The following is a 15,869-nucleotide window of genomic DNA, read 5'->3' as shown; positions in this document are numbered from 1 at the left end:
AATGCTGGTGGACAGCCATTGTCATCTGGATTTTCCGGATTTCGACGAGGATCGCGCCGCGTTCATGGAGCGCGCGCGCGAGGCCGGCGTCGGCCTCATGGTCACGATCTCGACGCGCGTGCGTCAGTTCGACCGGATTCTGGCAATTGCAGAAGCGAACGACAACGTTCTTTGCTCCGTGGGCACGCATCCGCACAATGCGGATGAGGAACTTGATGTAACGGCAGAAGAGCTCGTGCGTCTGGCGCAGCACCCCAAGGTGGTGGCCATCGGCGAAGCGGGTCTCGACTATTTTTATGACAAGGCTCCCCGCGAAGCACAGGCGCAGGGTTTTCGCACGCACATTGCGGCGGCGCGTGAAACCGGCCTGCCGCTGGTCATTCATGCCCGCAACGCCGATGACGACATGATCGCCATTCTGCGCGAGGAGACGGACAAGGGCGCATTTCCCTTCATCCTGCATTGCTTCTCCTCGGGCGCAGGTCTTGCAAAGGCCGGCGTGGAGCTTGGCGGATATGTTTCCTTTTCCGGCATTTTGACCTTCCGCAACTCGCAGGCGCTGCGTGACATCGCCGCGACCGTGCCGCATGACCGGCTTCTGGTGGAAACGGATGCGCCCTATCTCGCGCCCGTTCCCAATAGGGGCAAGCGCAACGAGCCGGCCTTCGTCGCACACACGGCGCATGTTCTGGCCGAAACCATCGGCCTTTCCGATGCCGAGACGGCCGACCTGACCACGGAAAACTTCTTCCGCCTGTTCAAGAAAGCGCCGCGGGACGCTGCCGCGCGGTGAGCGATCTGCTGCGCCTGACGATCCTGGGATGCGGTTCCTCTCCGGGAACGCCGCGCATCACCGGCGATTGGGGCGCGTGCGATCCGGCCAATCCGAAAAACCGTCGCCGCCGCTGCGCGGCGATGGTGGAGCGCGTTTCGGCGAGCGGCGGCATCACCCGCGTCGTCATCGACACCGGCCCCGATTTTCGCGAGCAGATGATCTCCGCAGGCGTCGACCGGCTGGACGCCGCCGTCTACACGCATCCCCATGCGGACCATATTCACGGCATAGATGATCTGCGCGGCTTCGTCATGAATCAGCGCCATCTCATGGATGTCTACGCCGACAAGCCCACGCTCCAGCGCCTGATCGAAGCCTTCGGCTATTGTTTCGAGACACCGCCGGGCAGCAATTATCCGCCGATCCTGAAGGCGCATCCGATCAGCCATGAAGCGCCTTTCTCCATCAATGGCGCGGGCGGGCCGCTGACATTCCAGCCACTGCCGCAAATCCATGGCGACATTCTCTCGCTCGGCTATCGCATCGGCGGGCTGGCGTACTGTCCCGATGTCAGCCAGTTTCCAGAAGAGACGCCTGCGCTGATCGCCGGTGCGGATGTTCTGGTCATCGACGCCCTGCAATACCGCCCGCATCCGAGCCATTTCTCGCTGGAGGAGGCGCTTGGCTGGATCGAGCGGCTTTCGCCAAGGCGCGCAGTGCTCACGCATATGCACATTCCACTCGATTACGAGACCGTGCTGCGCGAGACGCCGGATCATGTCGAACCCGGTTTCGATGGCATGGTGATCGAGATACCCATGGAGGAGGGGGAGAAGACCGATGAGCAAGAGCATCAGGCGGGTGCAGGCGGCGGCTGAGGCCACCGGACTGGAGATCGAAGTCAAGCGCATGGGTGAATCCACCCGCACCGCCGAAGAGGCGGCGGCCCAGTGCGGCTGCAGCGTGGCGCAAATCGTGAAATCCCTGATCTTTCAGGGTGAAGAGAGCGGAAAGCTCTATCTTTTTCTGGTTTCCGGGAGCCGTCAGCTGGCGCTCGACAAGGCGTCGGCGCTGGTGGGCGAAGCGCTCAAGCGGGCCGACCCGCGCCATATCCGCGAGGTGACGGGTTTCGCCATTGGCGGTGTGTCGCCTCTCGGTCAGCCGGACGACGTGCTGCGCTTCGGTGATGAAAGCCTGCTCGGCTATGATGTGGTGTGGGCAGCCGCCGGCGCGCATGACGCGGTGTTTTCCGCGATGCCCGGCGCTCTGTTTGACGCGGCTTCAGTAAAGCGCGCCGACATCGCCTGAGTTTTGAGCACAGGAAGATTGAAAGGGCGGGGCCTCACCGGCGCCCGCCCTTTTTCCCGATCACTGCCCGTAACGCTCGATCCCGAGGCCGTTCGTGTCGATCTCGGGCTTGCGGCCGGAAATGATGTCGGCGATCACGCGCCCGGAACCGCAGGACATGGTCCAGCCCAGCGTGCCGTGGCCGGTGTTCAGGTAAAGCCCGTCGAGACGCGTTGCGCCGATGATGGGCGGGCTGTCAGGCGTCATCGGGCGGAGACCAGACCAGAAGGTGGCGTCGGAGAAGTTCGCGCCATTGCCGAACAGATCGCCGGCGGAGAATTCCAGCGGGCGGCGGCGCGATTCCGGCACCGACAGGTCGAAGCCGGAAATTTCCGCCGTACCGCCGACACGAATGCGATCGCCCAGCCGGGTGATGGCGATCTTGTAGGTCTCGTCCATGACGGTGGAGACCGGCGCGCCGGCTTCGTTGGTGATCCTGGCAGTCAGCGAGTAGCCCTTGACCGGATAGACCGGGATGTGGAGGCCGAGCGGCCGCAGCAGCGCCGGTGAATAGCTGCCGAGACAGACGAGAACCGCATCGGCCTCGAAGCGTCCCTGATCCGTCTCGACACCGGTCACCCGCGCGCCGTCCCTGACGAGGTTTTTGATCGACACGCCGTAGCGGAAATCGACCGAGGAGGCCGCCAGTTCCGAAAGCCGCGTGGTGAACACCTGACAGTCGCCCGTCTCGTCTCCCGGCAGCCGCAGGCCGCCGACATATTTCTCCTTCACCGCGCCCAGTGCGGGTTCAGCCGCGGCGCAGCCATCCCGGTCGAGCACCTCGAAGGGCACGCCGAACTGTTTCAGGATTTCAATGTCGCTGCCGATGCCGTCGAGCTGTTCCTGCTTGCGGAAGAGCTGAAGCAGGCCCTGGCTGCGCTCATCATAGGTGATGCCGGTTTCGGCGCGCAGTGCGCGCAGGCAGTCGCGGCTGTATTCGGCGATGGGCACCATGCGCGACTTGTTGAGCGCGTAGCGTGCCGAGGTGCAGTTCAAGAGCATCTTGAAGAGCCAGGACCACATGACCGGATCGAGGCGCGGGCGGATCGCCAGCGGACCATTCTTCATCATCAGCCATTTGATGGCCTTGAAGGGCATGCCGGGGCCGGCCCATGGCGACGAGTAGCCGGGCGAAATCTCGCCGGCATTCGCAAAGCTGGTTTCCAGCGCCGGGCCTTCCTGGCGGTCGATAACCGTGACGTCATGGCCCTGCTGGGCGAGATAGTAGGCTGAGGTTACACCGACAACGCCGGCGCCAAGCACGACAACGCGCATGATGGGTACTCCGAATGACTTTTGGATCTGGGGGATTTGGGGAAGGCGCGAGTGCTACGCCGGGATGGAAAACGCCCGTTGCGGCACGGCGAGGGCGTGCCTTCGCCGATCGGGGATCAAGCCTGCGTGGGACGTTGTCGGGGAACTGCGCGCGACGCGATGCGGGCGCATGAAAACGATGCTGCGAGCCGTGGGGAAACGGCTTTCCATGGTCGTGAACACTTTATGCAACTCCACCGGGTCGTCGGTGGCGGACCCGGAAATCAGAACCGAAATTTCAGGTGGTTTGGATTTCCGGCCCCCGGTCGACGGTCTTGCAACCGCGCCAGGGCTAGATGCTTGCGATCAGGCTACCCGCGTGGTTGCAGAAGCGAACGCGGTCCCTCGATTTTCCGGGTGTGAAACGCATGCGGTGGAGGCTCTCGAACAATCAAAAAAGGAGCAGGATTACGCACCGGATACTAGTGAATGTTGCGAAGGATGCAACATGAATTCGCAGCATCTTGCGCAAATTGAGAGCAGGACGATCAGCTTGTGCGGTCGTCGATCAGAATATTGGGTTTGGCAAGCGTCGTCAGCCCGTCGAGATCAGACAGTGTGACCTCGGTGCCTTTCACCTGCACGCCATAGGGTTTGAGCGTATTGAAAGCACGCGACAGGTTCTCCGGCGTCATGCCCAGAAGCGAGGCGAGGGTGCGCTTGTCATAGGGCAGTTCAAGCGTGCCGTTTGCGCCCTGGTCGGCGTGGTAACGCAACAGCCGGTTTGCCAGACGCTCCACGGAACTGCGCAGCTTCAGATCCTTGTGCTCCTTGACGACCGAGCGGTAACAGCTCGCAAGCTCGACAACGATGGCGCGGGCAAAGGCATCGTCCGCCTCGAACGCGGCGCGAACATTCTCCGCCGGGATCATGAGAACCTTGGACTTCTGGCAGGTGCGCGCCGACATCAGATAGACGGCATCCTTCAGCACGGCCGCCAGAATGAAGGTGCCGATGGGATGCACCATGCCCATCGTGGCCTCGCGTCCGTTGGCGCGGGCGAAAAGCTCAACGCGCCCCTCGGTGACCACATAGAGAAAGTCCGCCGGATCGCCTTCGCGGATCAGTTCGAGCTGGGCGGGAAAGGTTTGCAGATAAGCGGCCTGAATCAGCGCCTCAAAAGCCGAATCCGACATGCTCTTGAAGAGGCGCAGCGCTCGGATCTCCGGAATATCTGAAGGCCGCATGTATCCCCCTTTTGATAATTATCAATCGCGCGATTGATAAAAGTCAGTCTGTCATTTTGCTGGTCCGGCCGTCAAACTTGATGGCTGCAACCCTGCTGCCGAAACATTTCCCGCAGCGTCTTATTTCCCATCCCTTGCTCCAGAAGTTTGATCTGCATCAAACTTCTTCGAAGGAATGCCCCGAAACTCGCCCCGTTATAGCCATCGGAGCGGCGCGTGCCGCTTGTGAGGAAAGGGCGGACACATGAGTTCCCTCCAAGGGGTCACTCCCCGACAGCAAAACACAATTCTTGGCATGAGCACATTGGCTTTCACCGTGTGCTTTGCCGTTTGGACCATTTTTTCCATCATCGGCGTTCAGATCAAAGAGGATCTGGGCCTGACCGACACGCAGTTCGGTCTGCTTGCCGGCACGCCGATCCTGACCGGTTCCTTGTCCCGTATCTTCCTGGGCATCTGGACGGATCAGTATGGCGGGCGCATCGTCTATGTCCTGACGATGCTTGCGGCAGCCGCCGCGACATTCGCGCTCTCCTACGCCACGACCTATGAGACAATGCTCCTGGCGGCGCTGGGCGTCGGTCTTGCCGGTGGCTCGTTCGCCGTGGGCGTGGCCTATGTGTCGAAATGGTATCCGAAGGAAAAGCAGGGCACGGCGCTCGGCATTTTCGGCGCCGGCAATGTCGGCGCGGCGGTCACCAAATTCGTCGCGCCCTTCGTCATGGTGGCCTTTGGCTGGACCATGGTTGCGCAGGTCTGGGCCGCCGTTCTGGTCGCCATGGCCATCGTGTTCTGGCTGACAACCGAAGATGATCCGGACCTGAAGTCCAGGCGGGCAGCCGGCGCAAAGGCGCGCGGCACCTTCATGCAGCTCGAACCGCTCAAGAACCTGCAGGTCTGGCGCTTCTCGATCTACTATTTCTTCGTGTTCGGCGGCTTCGTCGCGCTCGCGCTCTGGCTGCCGCGCTATCTGGTCGGCGTCTATGAATTGGACATCAAGACGGCCGGCATGATCGCCGCCTTCTACTCGATCCCGGCCTCCATCTTCCGCGCCTATGGCGGACATCTTTCCGACCGGTATGGCGCGCGCCGCATCATGTACTGGACCTTCGGCGTGGCGCTGGTGACGACTTTCATGCTGTCCTATCCGGACACGGATTACATCATCCACGGCATTCGCGGGCCGATCACCTTCTCGACCAGCCTGAGCCTGGTGCCCTTCATCCTGCTGATCTTCGTTCTGGGCTTCTTCATGTCGCTCGGCAAGGCGGCGGTCTACAAGCACATTCCCGTCTACTATCCCGATCATGTGGGGTCTGTCGGCGGTCTCGTCGGCATGATCGGCGGTCTTGGCGGTTTCGTTCTGCCGATCACCTTCGGCGTTCTGCTCGACATGACGGGCGTGTGGACCACCTGCTTCATGCTCTTGTTCGGCATCGTCGCGGTGTCGCTCGTCTGGATGCACTTCTCGATCCGCCAGATGGAGAAGACGGCGCTGTCGCGCGAACTCGGCGCGCTGCCCGAACTGCCTGAAATGCAGCCGATCCATGAGAAAGACAAGCATGGCGGCATGGCCGGCGTGATCGAAGACTGGCGTCCGGACGATGAAACCTTCTGGAACGAGAAGGGCAGGGCGATTGCCCGGCGCAATCTCTGGATCTCCATTCCCGCGCTGCTTCTGGCCTTCTCGGTCTGGATGGTCTGGTCGGTGGTGGTGGCCAAGCTGCCGAGCATCGGCTTCGACTACACGACCGATCAGCTGTTCTGGCTGGCCGCTCTGCCGGGGCTTTCGGGCGCAACGCTGCGCATCTTCTACTCCTTCATGGTGCCGATCTTCGGCGGGCGCTTATGGACGACATTGTCGACCGCTTCGCTCCTGATCCCGGCCTTCGGCATCGGCTATGCGGTGCAGAACCCCGAAACGCCTTACCTGATTTTCCTAGTCCTGGCGCTTCTGTGCGGTCTTGGCGGCGGCAACTTCGCCTCCTCCATGGCCAACATCTCCTACTTCTTCCCGAAGTCGGAGAAGGGCAATGCGCTTGCGCTCAATGCAGGGCTTGGAAATCTCGGCGTCAGCGTCATGCAGTTCCTGGTGCCGGTGGTGATCTCGACAGGCGCATTCGCCTTCGCGGTCGGCGATGGCCAGATGGCCAGCGATGGCACCATGCTGTGGCTCCAGAACGCGGGCTTCATCTGGGTTCCGTTCCTGATCGTCTCGACCATCGCCGCATGGCTCGGCATGAACGACATCGCCTCCGCGCGCGCCTCGTTCGCCGAACAGTCGATCATCTTCTCGCGGTTCCACAACTGGGTGATGTGCATTCTCTACACGGGCACGTTCGGCTCCTTCATCGGATATTCGGCCGGCTTCCCGCTGTTGATGAAAACGCAGTTCCCTGAGGTGAATGCGCTCTCCTACGCCTTCCTCGGCCCATTGGTCGGCGCGCTCTCGCGGGCGGGCACCGGCTGGGTTTCCGACCGGTATGGCGGCGGACGCGTCACGCTGTGGACCTTTGCGGGCATGATCGTGGCGGTCTGGGGTGTGTTGCAGTTCCTGCCCCTGAACGGCACGGGCGGCAATTTCTGGGGCTTCTTCGCCTGCTTCATGGCCCTGTTCTTCCTCACGGGCGTGGGCAATGCGTCGACCTTCCAGATGATCCCCTCGATCATGCGGCTCGAGATCCCGCGGCTGATGCCCGAGCTCGACAAAGATGCTTCGGTCAGACAGGCCGAGCGCGAGTCGGCGGCCATCATCGCCTTCACCTCGGCCATCGCAGCCTATGGCGCATTCTTCATCCCGAAAGCCTACGGCTCCTCGATCGCCATGTCCGGCGGGCCCGAAATGGCCCTGTGGGGTTTCCTGATCTTCTACGTGGTCTGCATGGGCCTCACCTACCTCTTCTACACGCGAAAAGGCGGGCTCCTGCATGCCGTTGAGCGGGCCGGAAACACCCGGCCAGCCAGCACCGTGCCAGCAAGCTGAAAAGGACCAAGCGATGTCACATCTGTTAAACCGTCTCAACTTCCTGGCGCGGAAGAACACGGGAACCTTCTCCGACGGTCACGGCGTCACGACCAATGAAAGCCGTGACTGGGAGGACGCCTACCGCAAGCGCTGGCAGCACGACAAGATCGTGCGCTCCACCCATGGCGTGAACTGCACCGGCTCCTGCTCGTGGAAAATCTACGTGAAGGGCGGGATCGTCACCTGGGAAACGCAGCAGACCGACTACCCGCGCACGCGGCCCGATCTGCCCAACCATGAGCCGCGCGGCTGTTCGCGCGGCGCCAGCTACTCCTGGTACATGTACTCGGCCAACCGGGTGAAATATCCGCTGGTGCGCTCGCGGCTTCTGAAACTGTGGCGGCGCGAACGGGCGGTGAAGACGCCGGTCGGCGCATGGGCGGCGATCCAGCAGGATCCGGCCAAGCGCGCCGAATACACCAAGGTGCGCGGTCTTGGCGGCTTCGTGCGGGCAAGCTGGGACGAGGTCAACGAGATCATCGCCGCAGCCAACGCCTATACAGCGCGCACCCATGGTCCCGACCGGGTGATCGGCTTCTCGCCGATCCCGGCCATGTCGATGGTCTCCTATGCGGCGGGTTCGCGCTATCTGTCGCTTCTGGGCGGCACCTGCATGTCGTTCTACGACTGGTATTGCGACCTGCCGCCGGCATCTCCCATGACCTGGGGTGAACAGACGGACGTGCCGGAATCGGCCGACTGGTACAATTCCAGTTTCCTCATCCTCTGGGGCTCCAACGTGCCCCAGACCCGCACGCCGGACGCCCATTTCTACACGGAAGTGCGCTACCGGGGCGCAAAGTCCGTGGTCGTGTCGCCGGACTATTCGGAAGCGGCCAAGTTCTCCGATATCTGGCTGCATCCCAAGCAGGGCACCGACGCGGCGCTCGCCATGGCCATGGGACATGTCATCCTGCGCGAGTTCCACCTTGATCGGCAGGCGGAGTATTTTGAGGATTACTGCCGTCGCTACACCGATATGCCCATGCTGGTGCGGCTTGTCGAGAAGGACGGGCGTTATGTGCCCGACAGGCTGCTCCGCGCCTCCGATTTCCGGGGCAAGCTCGGCGAGAAGAACAATCCCGAATGGAAGACCGTCGCGATTGACCGCAAGTCGGGCAAGATCGTCGCGCCGGCCGGCTCCGTCGGCTTCCGCTGGGGTGAGAAAGGCAAGTGGAACCTGGAGAGCAAGGACGGCAAGGGTGAGGATGTCGAGCTCGAAATGAGCCTGATCCTCGATGCTGACCGCGACACGGTCGCCAATGTGTCGTTCCCCTATTTCGGCAATCGCGAGCACGATCATTTCGCCGGCACGGATCATGACAGCGTTCTGGAACGCGCCGTGCCCGCCAAGAAGGTCAAGCTCGCTTCCGGAGAGGCGCTGGTTGCAACCGTGTTCGACCTGTTCGTCGCCAATTACGGGCTCGACCGGGGGCTGGGCGACAATAGCTGCGCGAAATCCTATGACGATGAAGCGCCCTATACGCCGGCCTGGGCCGAGAAGATCACCGGCGTGCCGCGCGATCACATCGTCACGGTCGCCCGTGAGTTCGCGCTCAATGCCGAAAAGACCAATGGCCGCTCGATGGTCATTCTCGGCGCGGGCCTGAACCACTGGTACCACATGGACATGAACTACCGGGGGATCATCAATCTCCTGGTCATGTGCGGCTGCGTCGGCCAGTCCGGCGGCGGCTGGAGCCATTATGTGGGACAGGAGAAGCTGCGCCCGCAGACCGGCTGGCTGCCGCTCGCCTTCGGGCTCGACTGGGGCCGTCCGCCCCGGCAGATGAACTCGACCTCCTTCTTCTACGCGCACACGGACCAGTGGCGCTATGAAACGCTCAAGGTGGACGAGATCCTGTCGCCGACCGCGCCGGAAGGCCCGTGGGACGGGACACTGATCGACTACAACATCCGCGCCGAGCGCATGGGCTGGCTGCCATCCGCCCCGCAGCTGAAGACCAATCCGCTGGATGTCGCAAAGGCGGCGGGCGAGGCTGGTCAGGAGACCAAGGATTACGTCGCGGCGCAGCTCAAGTCCGGCGATCTGCAGATGTCCTGCGAAGACCCGGACGATCCGGCCAACTGGCCGCGCAACCTGTTCGTCTGGCGCTCAAACCTGCTCGGCTCCTCGGGCAAGGGGCATGAGTACTTCCTGAAACACCTGCTCGGGACGGCGAATGGCGTCATGGGCAAGGATCTGGGCGAAGAAGGGCGGCAGAGGGCGCGCGAGGCCGTCTGGCACGAGACCGCGCCTGAAGGAAAGCTCGACCTTCTGGTAACGCTCGACTTCCGCATGTCGACCACCTGCGTCTATTCCGACATCGTTCTGCCGACGGCCACCTGGTACGAGAAGAACGATCTCAACACGTCCGACATGCACCCCTTCATCCACCCGCTTTCAAGCGCGGCGGACCCGGCCTGGGAGGCGCGCAGCGACTGGGACATCTTCAAGGGCATTGCCAGGAAATTCTCCGAAGTCGCGCCCGAGGTGCTGGGCGTGGAGAAGGACGTGGTTCTGGTCCCCATTCTTCACGATACGCCGGGTGAACTTGCCCAGCCCTTCGAGGTGGAGGACTGGAAGACCGGTAAGGTGGAGCCTGTTCCGGGGAAGACCATGCCGGCAGTCGCCGTGGTCGAGCGCGATTACCCGAACCTCTACAAGCGTTTCACCGCGCTCGGGCCGCTCATGGACAAGCTCGGCAATGGCGGCAAGGGCATTTCGTGGAACACCGAGCACGAGGTGGAGGCGCTTGGCCGTCTCAACGGCGTCGTGACGGAGGAGGGCGCAACGAAGGGACGTCCGCGCATCGACAGCGATATCGATGCGACCGAGGTGATCCTCATGCTCGCGCCGGAAACCAATGGCGAGGTGGCCGTGAAGGCCTGGGATGCGCTGTCCCAGAACACGGGCCGCGACCACACCCATCTGGCGCTGCCCAAGGAAGACGAAAAGATCCGCTTCCGTGACGTGGTGGCCCAGCCGCGCAAGATCATCTCCTCTCCGACCTGGTCGGGACTTGAATCGGAGAAGGTCTGCTACAATGCCAGCTACACCAATGTGCATGAGCTGATCCCCTGGCGCACCATCACCGGCCGCCAGCAGCTCTATCAGGACCATCTGTGGATGCGCGCCTTCGGTGAGGCATTCTGCGTCTACCGGCCGCCCATCGACACCAAGTCGATCAATCCGATGATCGCGGAGAAGTCGAAGGGCAAGCCTTCGGTGGTGCTGAACTTCATCACGCCGCACCAGAAATGGGGCATCCACTCCACCTATTCCGACAATCTCCTGATGCTGACGCTCAATCGCGGCGGTCCGGTCGTGTGGATTTCGGAGGAAGACGCGAAGACGGCGGGTCTGGTCGACAATGACTGGGTCGAGGTCTTCAACGTCAACGGCGCGATCGTGGCGCGTGTCGTGGTCTCCCAGCGCATGAAGCAGGGAACCGTCTACATGTATCACGCGCAGGAAAAGATCGTGAACACGCCGGGATCGCAGATCACCGGCCAGCGCGGCGGCATCCACAATTCGGTGACCCGCGCCATCACCAAGCCGACGCACATGATCGGCGGCTACGCGCACCAGGCATACGGCTTCAACTATTACGGCACCGTCGGCTCCAACCGCGATGAATTCGTCGTGGTGCACAAGATGGAGGACGTGGACTGGATGGAAGGGCCTTACCGCGAAACCGGCGAAAAGAAGGAGGCGGCAGAATGAAAGTCCGCGCGCAAATCGGCATGGTGCTGAACCTCGACAAGTGCATCGGGTGTCACACCTGCTCCGTCACCTGCAAGAACGTCTGGACGAACCGCGAGGGCGTTGAATACGCCTGGTTCAACAATGTCGAGACCAAGCCCGGCATCGGCTATCCGAAGGACTGGGAAAACCAGAAACGCTGGAATGGCGGCTGGGTGCGCAGGGCCAATGGCCGCATCGAGCCCAAACAGGGAGCGAAATGGCGCATTCTGGCAAAGCTCTTCGCCAATCCGGACCTGCCGGAGATCGACGACTATTACGAGCCGTTCGATTTCGACTACAGCCACCTTCAGACGGCGAAGGAAAGCCAGACATCGCCCACCGCCCGCCCGCGTTCACAGATCTCGGGCGAGCGGATGGAAAAGATCGAATGGGGGCCGAACTGGGAGGAAATCCTGGGCGGCGAGTTCGCCAAGCGGTCGAAGGACTACAATTTCGAAGGCGTCGAAAAGCAGATTTACGGCGAATTCGAAAACACTTTCATGATGTATCTGCCGCGCCTGTGCGAACACTGCCTGAACCCGACCTGCGTGGCCTCGTGCCCGTCGGGCGCCATCTACAAGCGCGAGGATGACGGCATCGTCCTGATCGATCAGGACAAGTGCCGTGGCTGGCGCATGTGCGTCTCGGGCTGCCCTTACAAGAAGATCTATTACAACTGGTCTTCGGGCAAATCCGAGAAATGCGTGTTCTGTTATCCGCGCATCGAGGCTGGCCAGCCCACGGTCTGTTCGGAAACCTGCGTCGGGCGCATCCGCTATCTGGGCGTGGTTCTCTACGATGCCGACCGCATCGCCGAGGCCGCATCCGCTCCCAACGAGCAGGATCTCTATGAAGAGCAGCTCAAAGTGTTCCTCGATCCCAATGACCCGGAGGTCATCGCCCAGGCGAAGAAGGACGGCGTGCCCGATGCCTGGCTTGAGGCCGCCCGTAAATCGCCGGTCTGGAAGATGGCGATGGAGTGGAAAGTGGCGTTCCCGCTTCACCCGGAATACCGCACGCTTCCAATGGTCTGGTATGTGCCGCCGCTTTCGCCGCTCCAGTCTGCGGCCGAAGCCGGCAAGATCGGCCTTGATGGCGACATGCCGGACGTGCGCTCGTTGCGCATTCCCGTCCGCTACCTCGCCAATCTTCTGACGGGCGGCAAGGAAGCACCGGTCGTCTCCGCGCTCGAACGCATGCTGGCCATGCGGACATACATGCGCGCCAAGACGGTCGATGGCGTCATCGACGAGGCCGTTGCCGGCAAGGTCGGCATGAGCAACGAGATGATCGAGGAAATGTACCACGTGATGGCCATTGCCAATTACGAGGACCGTTTCGTCATTCCCACCAGCCATCGTGAAATCTCGGAAGACGCATATGACGTGCGCGGCTCCTGCGGTTTCACCTTCGGCAATGGCTGCTCGGGAGAAGACACGGGCACGGATCTGTTCGGCGGCAAGCGCACCCGCACGGTGCAGACGCCGGTTGGCAGACTTTCGGAGGGCGTGTGATGCAAACCGCACTGAAAATCATTTCCCTGCTTCTGTCCTATCCGAGCGCGGACCTGCAGGCGGCGACGCAGGAGGTGAAAACCTCCATCGCCGGCGCAGACGGGATCACCGGGACCCAGAAGCGCCTTCTGGAACGGCTGGCCGACGATATTGGCGGGCTCGACCTCTACGACGCACAGGAACGCTACGTGTTCCTGTTCGACCGCACGCGTTCGCTGTCGCTTCATCTGTTCGAACATGTCCATGGAGAGAGCCGGGATCGCGGTCAGGCGATGGTTGATCTGCTTGCCATGTATGAGGCGGACGGCCTGTCCATCGACGCAAAGGAGATGCCGGATTATCTGCCGCTTTTCCTCGAATATCTATCGATCAAGCCGGATGCGGAAGCAGCGGAACTCCTCGGCCAGACCGGCCATATCCTGAAGGTCCTGCGCGAGCGGCTGAAGAAACGTCAGTCGGTCTACGCCAATGCGTTTGCGGTTCTGGAGGCGCTCGCCTCGGGGGAAGCCGATCCGAAACTGGTGCGTGAACTCCTTGAGACGCCGGAAGACGATCCGGCGGATCTCGAAGCGCTCGACCGCATCTGGGAGGAAGAGGCCGTGACCTTTGCCGGCAATGCCGGTGAAAACGCCTGCGGTCCCGACCGTCTGCAACGCCAGATGCGCGCCCATCAACGCCGGCCGGACGCTCCCGCGCCGGCAACCAATCTCTGAGTGGAGGCCGTCATGTCAGGCTATATCAACACACTCCTGTTCGGGATCTATCCCTATATCGCGCTGGTCGTGCTCATTCTGGGCACCGCCATTCGCTACGACCGCGAGCAGTATGGCTGGCGTTCGGGCTCCTCCCAGCTCCTCAGGCGGCGGCAGCTCATCTGGGGATCGGTGCTTTTCCATGTGGGCGTTCTGGTGATCTTCTTCGGCCATCTGGTCGGCCTGCTCACCCCCATCGCCATATTCGATGCGCTCGGCATCAGCCATGGGGCAAAGCAGCTTCTGGCCATCGTCGCCGGCGGCGTGGCGGGCGTGATGGCAATCATCGGCGCAAGCCTGCTCGTCCATCGCCGCCTGTTCGATGCGCGGGTGCGTGCAAACTCCAGCACCACCGACACGCTGATCATCATCCTCTTATGGATCCAGCTGGCGCTCGGTCTCATGACCATCCCGATTTCGATGCAGCATCTCGACGGCGAGGAGATGGTGAAGTTCATGTCCTGGGCGCAGGGCATCTTCACCTTCAACTTTGAGGCATCGAGCTATGTCTCTGAAGTATCGTTCATTTTCAAGGCGCACCTGTTCCTCGGACTTACGATCCTTCTCCTGTTCCCGTTCACCCGTCTGGTGCACATGCTGAGTGTGCCGCTCGGTTTCTTCTGGCGGCCCGGCTACCAGGTCGTTCGCGAACGCAATCAACGGGCGCAGCCGACGCGCCTGCCGGCAGCGGAGTAGCACCATGGCGACGATCTACAAGAACCCCAAACTCGATCATCCGGCGGCGGCTCCGTCGCCGGACGGGCAGGGCTACACCACCTATCAGGAGCCCGACACACGGGTTCCGCCCAAGCCCCTGCCGCTCATCCGCGCCATCACGGTCGATGGCGTGGCTGTGCCCGAAGACGAGATCCTGCGCGAGGCGCAGAACCATCCGGCAGACAATCCCGGAAAGGCGCTGCGCGCCGCTGCCGAAGCACTGGTGATCCGTCAGCTCCTTCTGAGCGAAGCGGCAAGACGCGGGCTTGCAGGCGAGGGCGAACGCGACGAGAAAGGCCGGACCACCTCGGCCGACGATGCGGCCATCCATGCGCTGCTGGAGGCCGAACTCGACGTGCCCCGCGCCGGTGCGGAGGAGTGCCGGCGTTATTATGAGAACAACCGGCAGCGCTTCATGAGCGAGCCGCTGTTTGAAGCCCGGCACATCCTGATCGCTGCACCTGAAAGCGATGAGGAAAAGCGCATCGCGGCGCACCGCCTCGCGCAGGAACTGTGCAATGCGCTGGCCTCCGATCCGTCGGCCTTTGCCGCGCTCGCCGCGCTGCACTCGGCCTGTCCATCGGGCAGTCAGGGCGGCAATCTAGGCCAGCTTTCGCCCGGCAGCACCGTGCCCGAATTCGAGAAGGCGCTGGAAGGCTTGGCGGCAGGCGAGATCGCGCCGGGGCCGGTCGCTTCGCGCTTTGGCTATCACGTCATCGCACTCGACCGCGTGGTTCCGGCACGTGAACTTCCATTCGAACTCGTCGAGGACAGAATTGCGGCCTGGCTGGAAGCCCAGTCATGGTCACGCGCTTCCGCGCAATACATCGCGATCCTCGCCGGAAAGGCGGACATTTCCGGCATTGAGATCGGCGCGGCGGACAGTCCTCTCGTACAGTAGCGGGGATGTCATGGAACATATGGAGGAGAAACGCAGGCTGATGGTGGAGGCGCTGGAGGAGCGCCCGCCGGAGGCGCTGCTGCGCGAGCCGCTTGATTACATCTTTGCCGATCATTTTCGGCAGCGGATGCTCTGCAACCTGCTCGACGCGATGGTCTCGGAGGGTGAGCGCGACCTCGCACTCTCGCGGCATATTCTGGCGTTTCTGCGCCGTGACTTCGGGCTTCATGTTCTGGATGAAGAGCTGGATCTGTTTCCCGTGCTTCTTGAGCGCGCTCTGCCGGAGGACCGCATGGAGGATGTGGTCAGCGAACTGTGCGCGGAACACTCGTCCGATAAGCTCGACGCAGACGAACTGTGCCGCGCGCTGGACGCGCCGGAAAGACAGGGCAGGGGCTGGAAGGGCCTGTTCACCCGCTTTGCGGCGAACGAGCGCCGGCATCTGATCGTGGAGAACGCCATCGTCATCCCCATGGCGCGCATCCGGCTCGAGCCGGACGACCTCACGCGCATCGGCCGGCATATGGCGGAACGTCGTGGGATCACCTTCCCCGAACACGCGGAAGGAAGCGCCAGGTGATCCAGAGAT

12 protein-coding genes are annotated in these 15,869 nt (G+C 62.3%); 10 read left to right on the top strand and 2 right to left on the bottom strand.

All coding sequences use genetic code 11. The features are described from left to right. Window position 1 precedes the first annotated feature (1 nt). Genes AC4PTT_RS10700 through AC4PTT_RS10690 form a run of 3 tightly spaced genes read left to right on the top strand, consistent with a single transcriptional unit; the run spans window position 2 to window position 2,083 of the window. Window positions 2-793, top strand: coding sequence for a TatD family hydrolase (locus tag AC4PTT_RS10700; RefSeq protein WP_113155191.1), 792 nt, complete (start codon window positions 2-4; stop codon window positions 791-793). Next, a complete protein-coding gene (locus AC4PTT_RS10695; RefSeq protein ID WP_206547570.1) occupies window positions 790-1,653 on the top strand; it encodes an MBL fold metallo-hydrolase in 864 nt (287 codons plus the stop codon). The genes AC4PTT_RS10700 and AC4PTT_RS10695 overlap by 4 nt, the downstream gene beginning before the upstream one ends. Next, entirely contained in the window at window positions 1,616-2,083 is a 468-nt protein-coding gene (locus AC4PTT_RS10690) for a YbaK/EbsC family protein (RefSeq protein WP_492161123.1), read from the top strand. Before AC4PTT_RS10695 ends, AC4PTT_RS10690 begins: the two co-directional genes overlap by 38 nt. Before the next feature lie 60 nt (window positions 2,084-2,143). On the opposite strand, the gene AC4PTT_RS10685 is transcribed toward AC4PTT_RS10690, so the two are convergent. Next, entirely contained in the window at window positions 2,144-3,397 is a 1,254-nt protein-coding gene (locus AC4PTT_RS10685; protein WP_113155194.1) for a D-amino acid dehydrogenase, read from the bottom strand. 527 nt (window positions 3,398-3,924) lie between these two features. Continuing rightward, window positions 3,925-4,623: a cyclic nucleotide-binding domain-containing protein gene (locus tag AC4PTT_RS10680; RefSeq protein WP_206552564.1), complete on the bottom strand. Its 699-nt coding sequence runs from the start codon at window positions 4,621-4,623 to the stop codon at window positions 3,925-3,927. Window positions 4,624-4,867: 244 nt separating this feature from the next. On the opposite strand from AC4PTT_RS10680, the gene AC4PTT_RS10675 reads away from it, so the two are divergent. Genes AC4PTT_RS10675 through AC4PTT_RS10645 form a run of 7 tightly spaced genes read left to right on the top strand, consistent with a single transcriptional unit; the run spans window position 4,868 to window position 15,860 of the window. Beyond that, window positions 4,868-7,606, top strand: a complete 2,739-nt coding sequence (locus AC4PTT_RS10675) for a nitrate/nitrite transporter (protein ID WP_113155196.1) — start codon at window positions 4,868-4,870, stop codon at window positions 7,604-7,606. Between the two features lie 13 nt (window positions 7,607-7,619). Next, window positions 7,620-11,375 carry a nitrate reductase subunit alpha gene (locus tag AC4PTT_RS10670; RefSeq protein ID WP_492161122.1) on the top strand — a complete coding sequence of 1,252 codons (3,756 nt, stop codon included), beginning with the start codon at window positions 7,620-7,622 and terminating at the stop codon, window positions 11,373-11,375. After that, entirely contained in the window at window positions 11,372-12,910 is a 1,539-nt protein-coding gene (gene narH / locus AC4PTT_RS10665) for a nitrate reductase subunit beta (protein ID WP_492161121.1), read from the top strand. Before AC4PTT_RS10670 ends, narH begins: the two co-directional genes overlap by 4 nt. Further along, window positions 12,910-13,623 carry a nitrate reductase molybdenum cofactor assembly chaperone gene (gene narJ, locus AC4PTT_RS10660; protein WP_206545304.1) on the top strand — a complete coding sequence of 238 codons (714 nt, stop codon included), beginning with the start codon at window positions 12,910-12,912 and terminating at the stop codon, window positions 13,621-13,623. Before narH ends, narJ begins: the two co-directional genes overlap by 1 nt. Before the next feature lie 12 nt (window positions 13,624-13,635). Further along, entirely contained in the window at window positions 13,636-14,358 is a 723-nt protein-coding gene (gene narI, locus AC4PTT_RS10655; RefSeq protein ID WP_113155200.1) for a respiratory nitrate reductase subunit gamma, read from the top strand. Between the two features lie 4 nt (window positions 14,359-14,362). Beyond that, entirely contained in the window at window positions 14,363-15,280 is a 918-nt protein-coding gene (locus AC4PTT_RS10650; RefSeq protein WP_206547565.1) for a peptidylprolyl isomerase, read from the top strand. 10 nt (window positions 15,281-15,290) lie between these two features. Next, a complete protein-coding gene (locus AC4PTT_RS10645; RefSeq protein ID WP_317088140.1) occupies window positions 15,291-15,860 on the top strand; it encodes a hemerythrin domain-containing protein in 570 nt (189 codons plus the stop codon). The last annotated feature ends 9 nt before the right edge of the window (window positions 15,861-15,869 follow it).

It is taken from the genome of Nitratireductor sp. WH36-1, from assembly GCF_058725515.1.
Note: the sequence above shows the minus strand (reverse complement) of the source record. Positions and strands in the feature narration are given on the sequence as shown.

What these genes read in the sequence shown, in the direction of transcription:
- narH (WP_492161121.1), top strand. Translation starts at nt 11,372, where the DNA reads ATGAAAGTCCGCGCGCAAATCGGCATGGTGCTGAACCTCGACAAGTGC.
- AC4PTT_RS10685 (WP_113155194.1), bottom strand. Translation starts at nt 3,397, where the DNA reads ATGCGCGTTGTCGTGCTTGGCGCCGGCGTTGTCGGTGTAACCTCAGCC.
- AC4PTT_RS10680 (WP_206552564.1), bottom strand. Translation starts at nt 4,623, where the DNA reads ATGCGGCCTTCAGATATTCCGGAGATCCGAGCGCTGCGCCTCTTCAAG.
- narJ (WP_206545304.1), top strand. Translation starts at nt 12,910, where the DNA reads ATGCAAACCGCACTGAAAATCATTTCCCTGCTTCTGTCCTATCCGAGC.
- AC4PTT_RS10650 (WP_206547565.1), top strand. Translation starts at nt 14,363, where the DNA reads ATGGCGACGATCTACAAGAACCCCAAACTCGATCATCCGGCGGCGGCT.
- AC4PTT_RS10690 (WP_492161123.1), top strand. Translation starts at nt 1,616, where the DNA reads ATGAGCAAGAGCATCAGGCGGGTGCAGGCGGCGGCTGAGGCCACCGGA.
- AC4PTT_RS10645 (WP_317088140.1), top strand. Translation starts at nt 15,291, where the DNA reads ATGGAACATATGGAGGAGAAACGCAGGCTGATGGTGGAGGCGCTGGAG.
- AC4PTT_RS10675 (WP_113155196.1), top strand. Translation starts at nt 4,868, where the DNA reads ATGAGTTCCCTCCAAGGGGTCACTCCCCGACAGCAAAACACAATTCTT.
- narI (WP_113155200.1), top strand. Translation starts at nt 13,636, where the DNA reads ATGTCAGGCTATATCAACACACTCCTGTTCGGGATCTATCCCTATATC.
- AC4PTT_RS10670 (WP_492161122.1), top strand. Translation starts at nt 7,620, where the DNA reads ATGTCACATCTGTTAAACCGTCTCAACTTCCTGGCGCGGAAGAACACG.
- AC4PTT_RS10700 (WP_113155191.1), top strand. Translation starts at nt 2, where the DNA reads ATGCTGGTGGACAGCCATTGTCATCTGGATTTTCCGGATTTCGACGAG.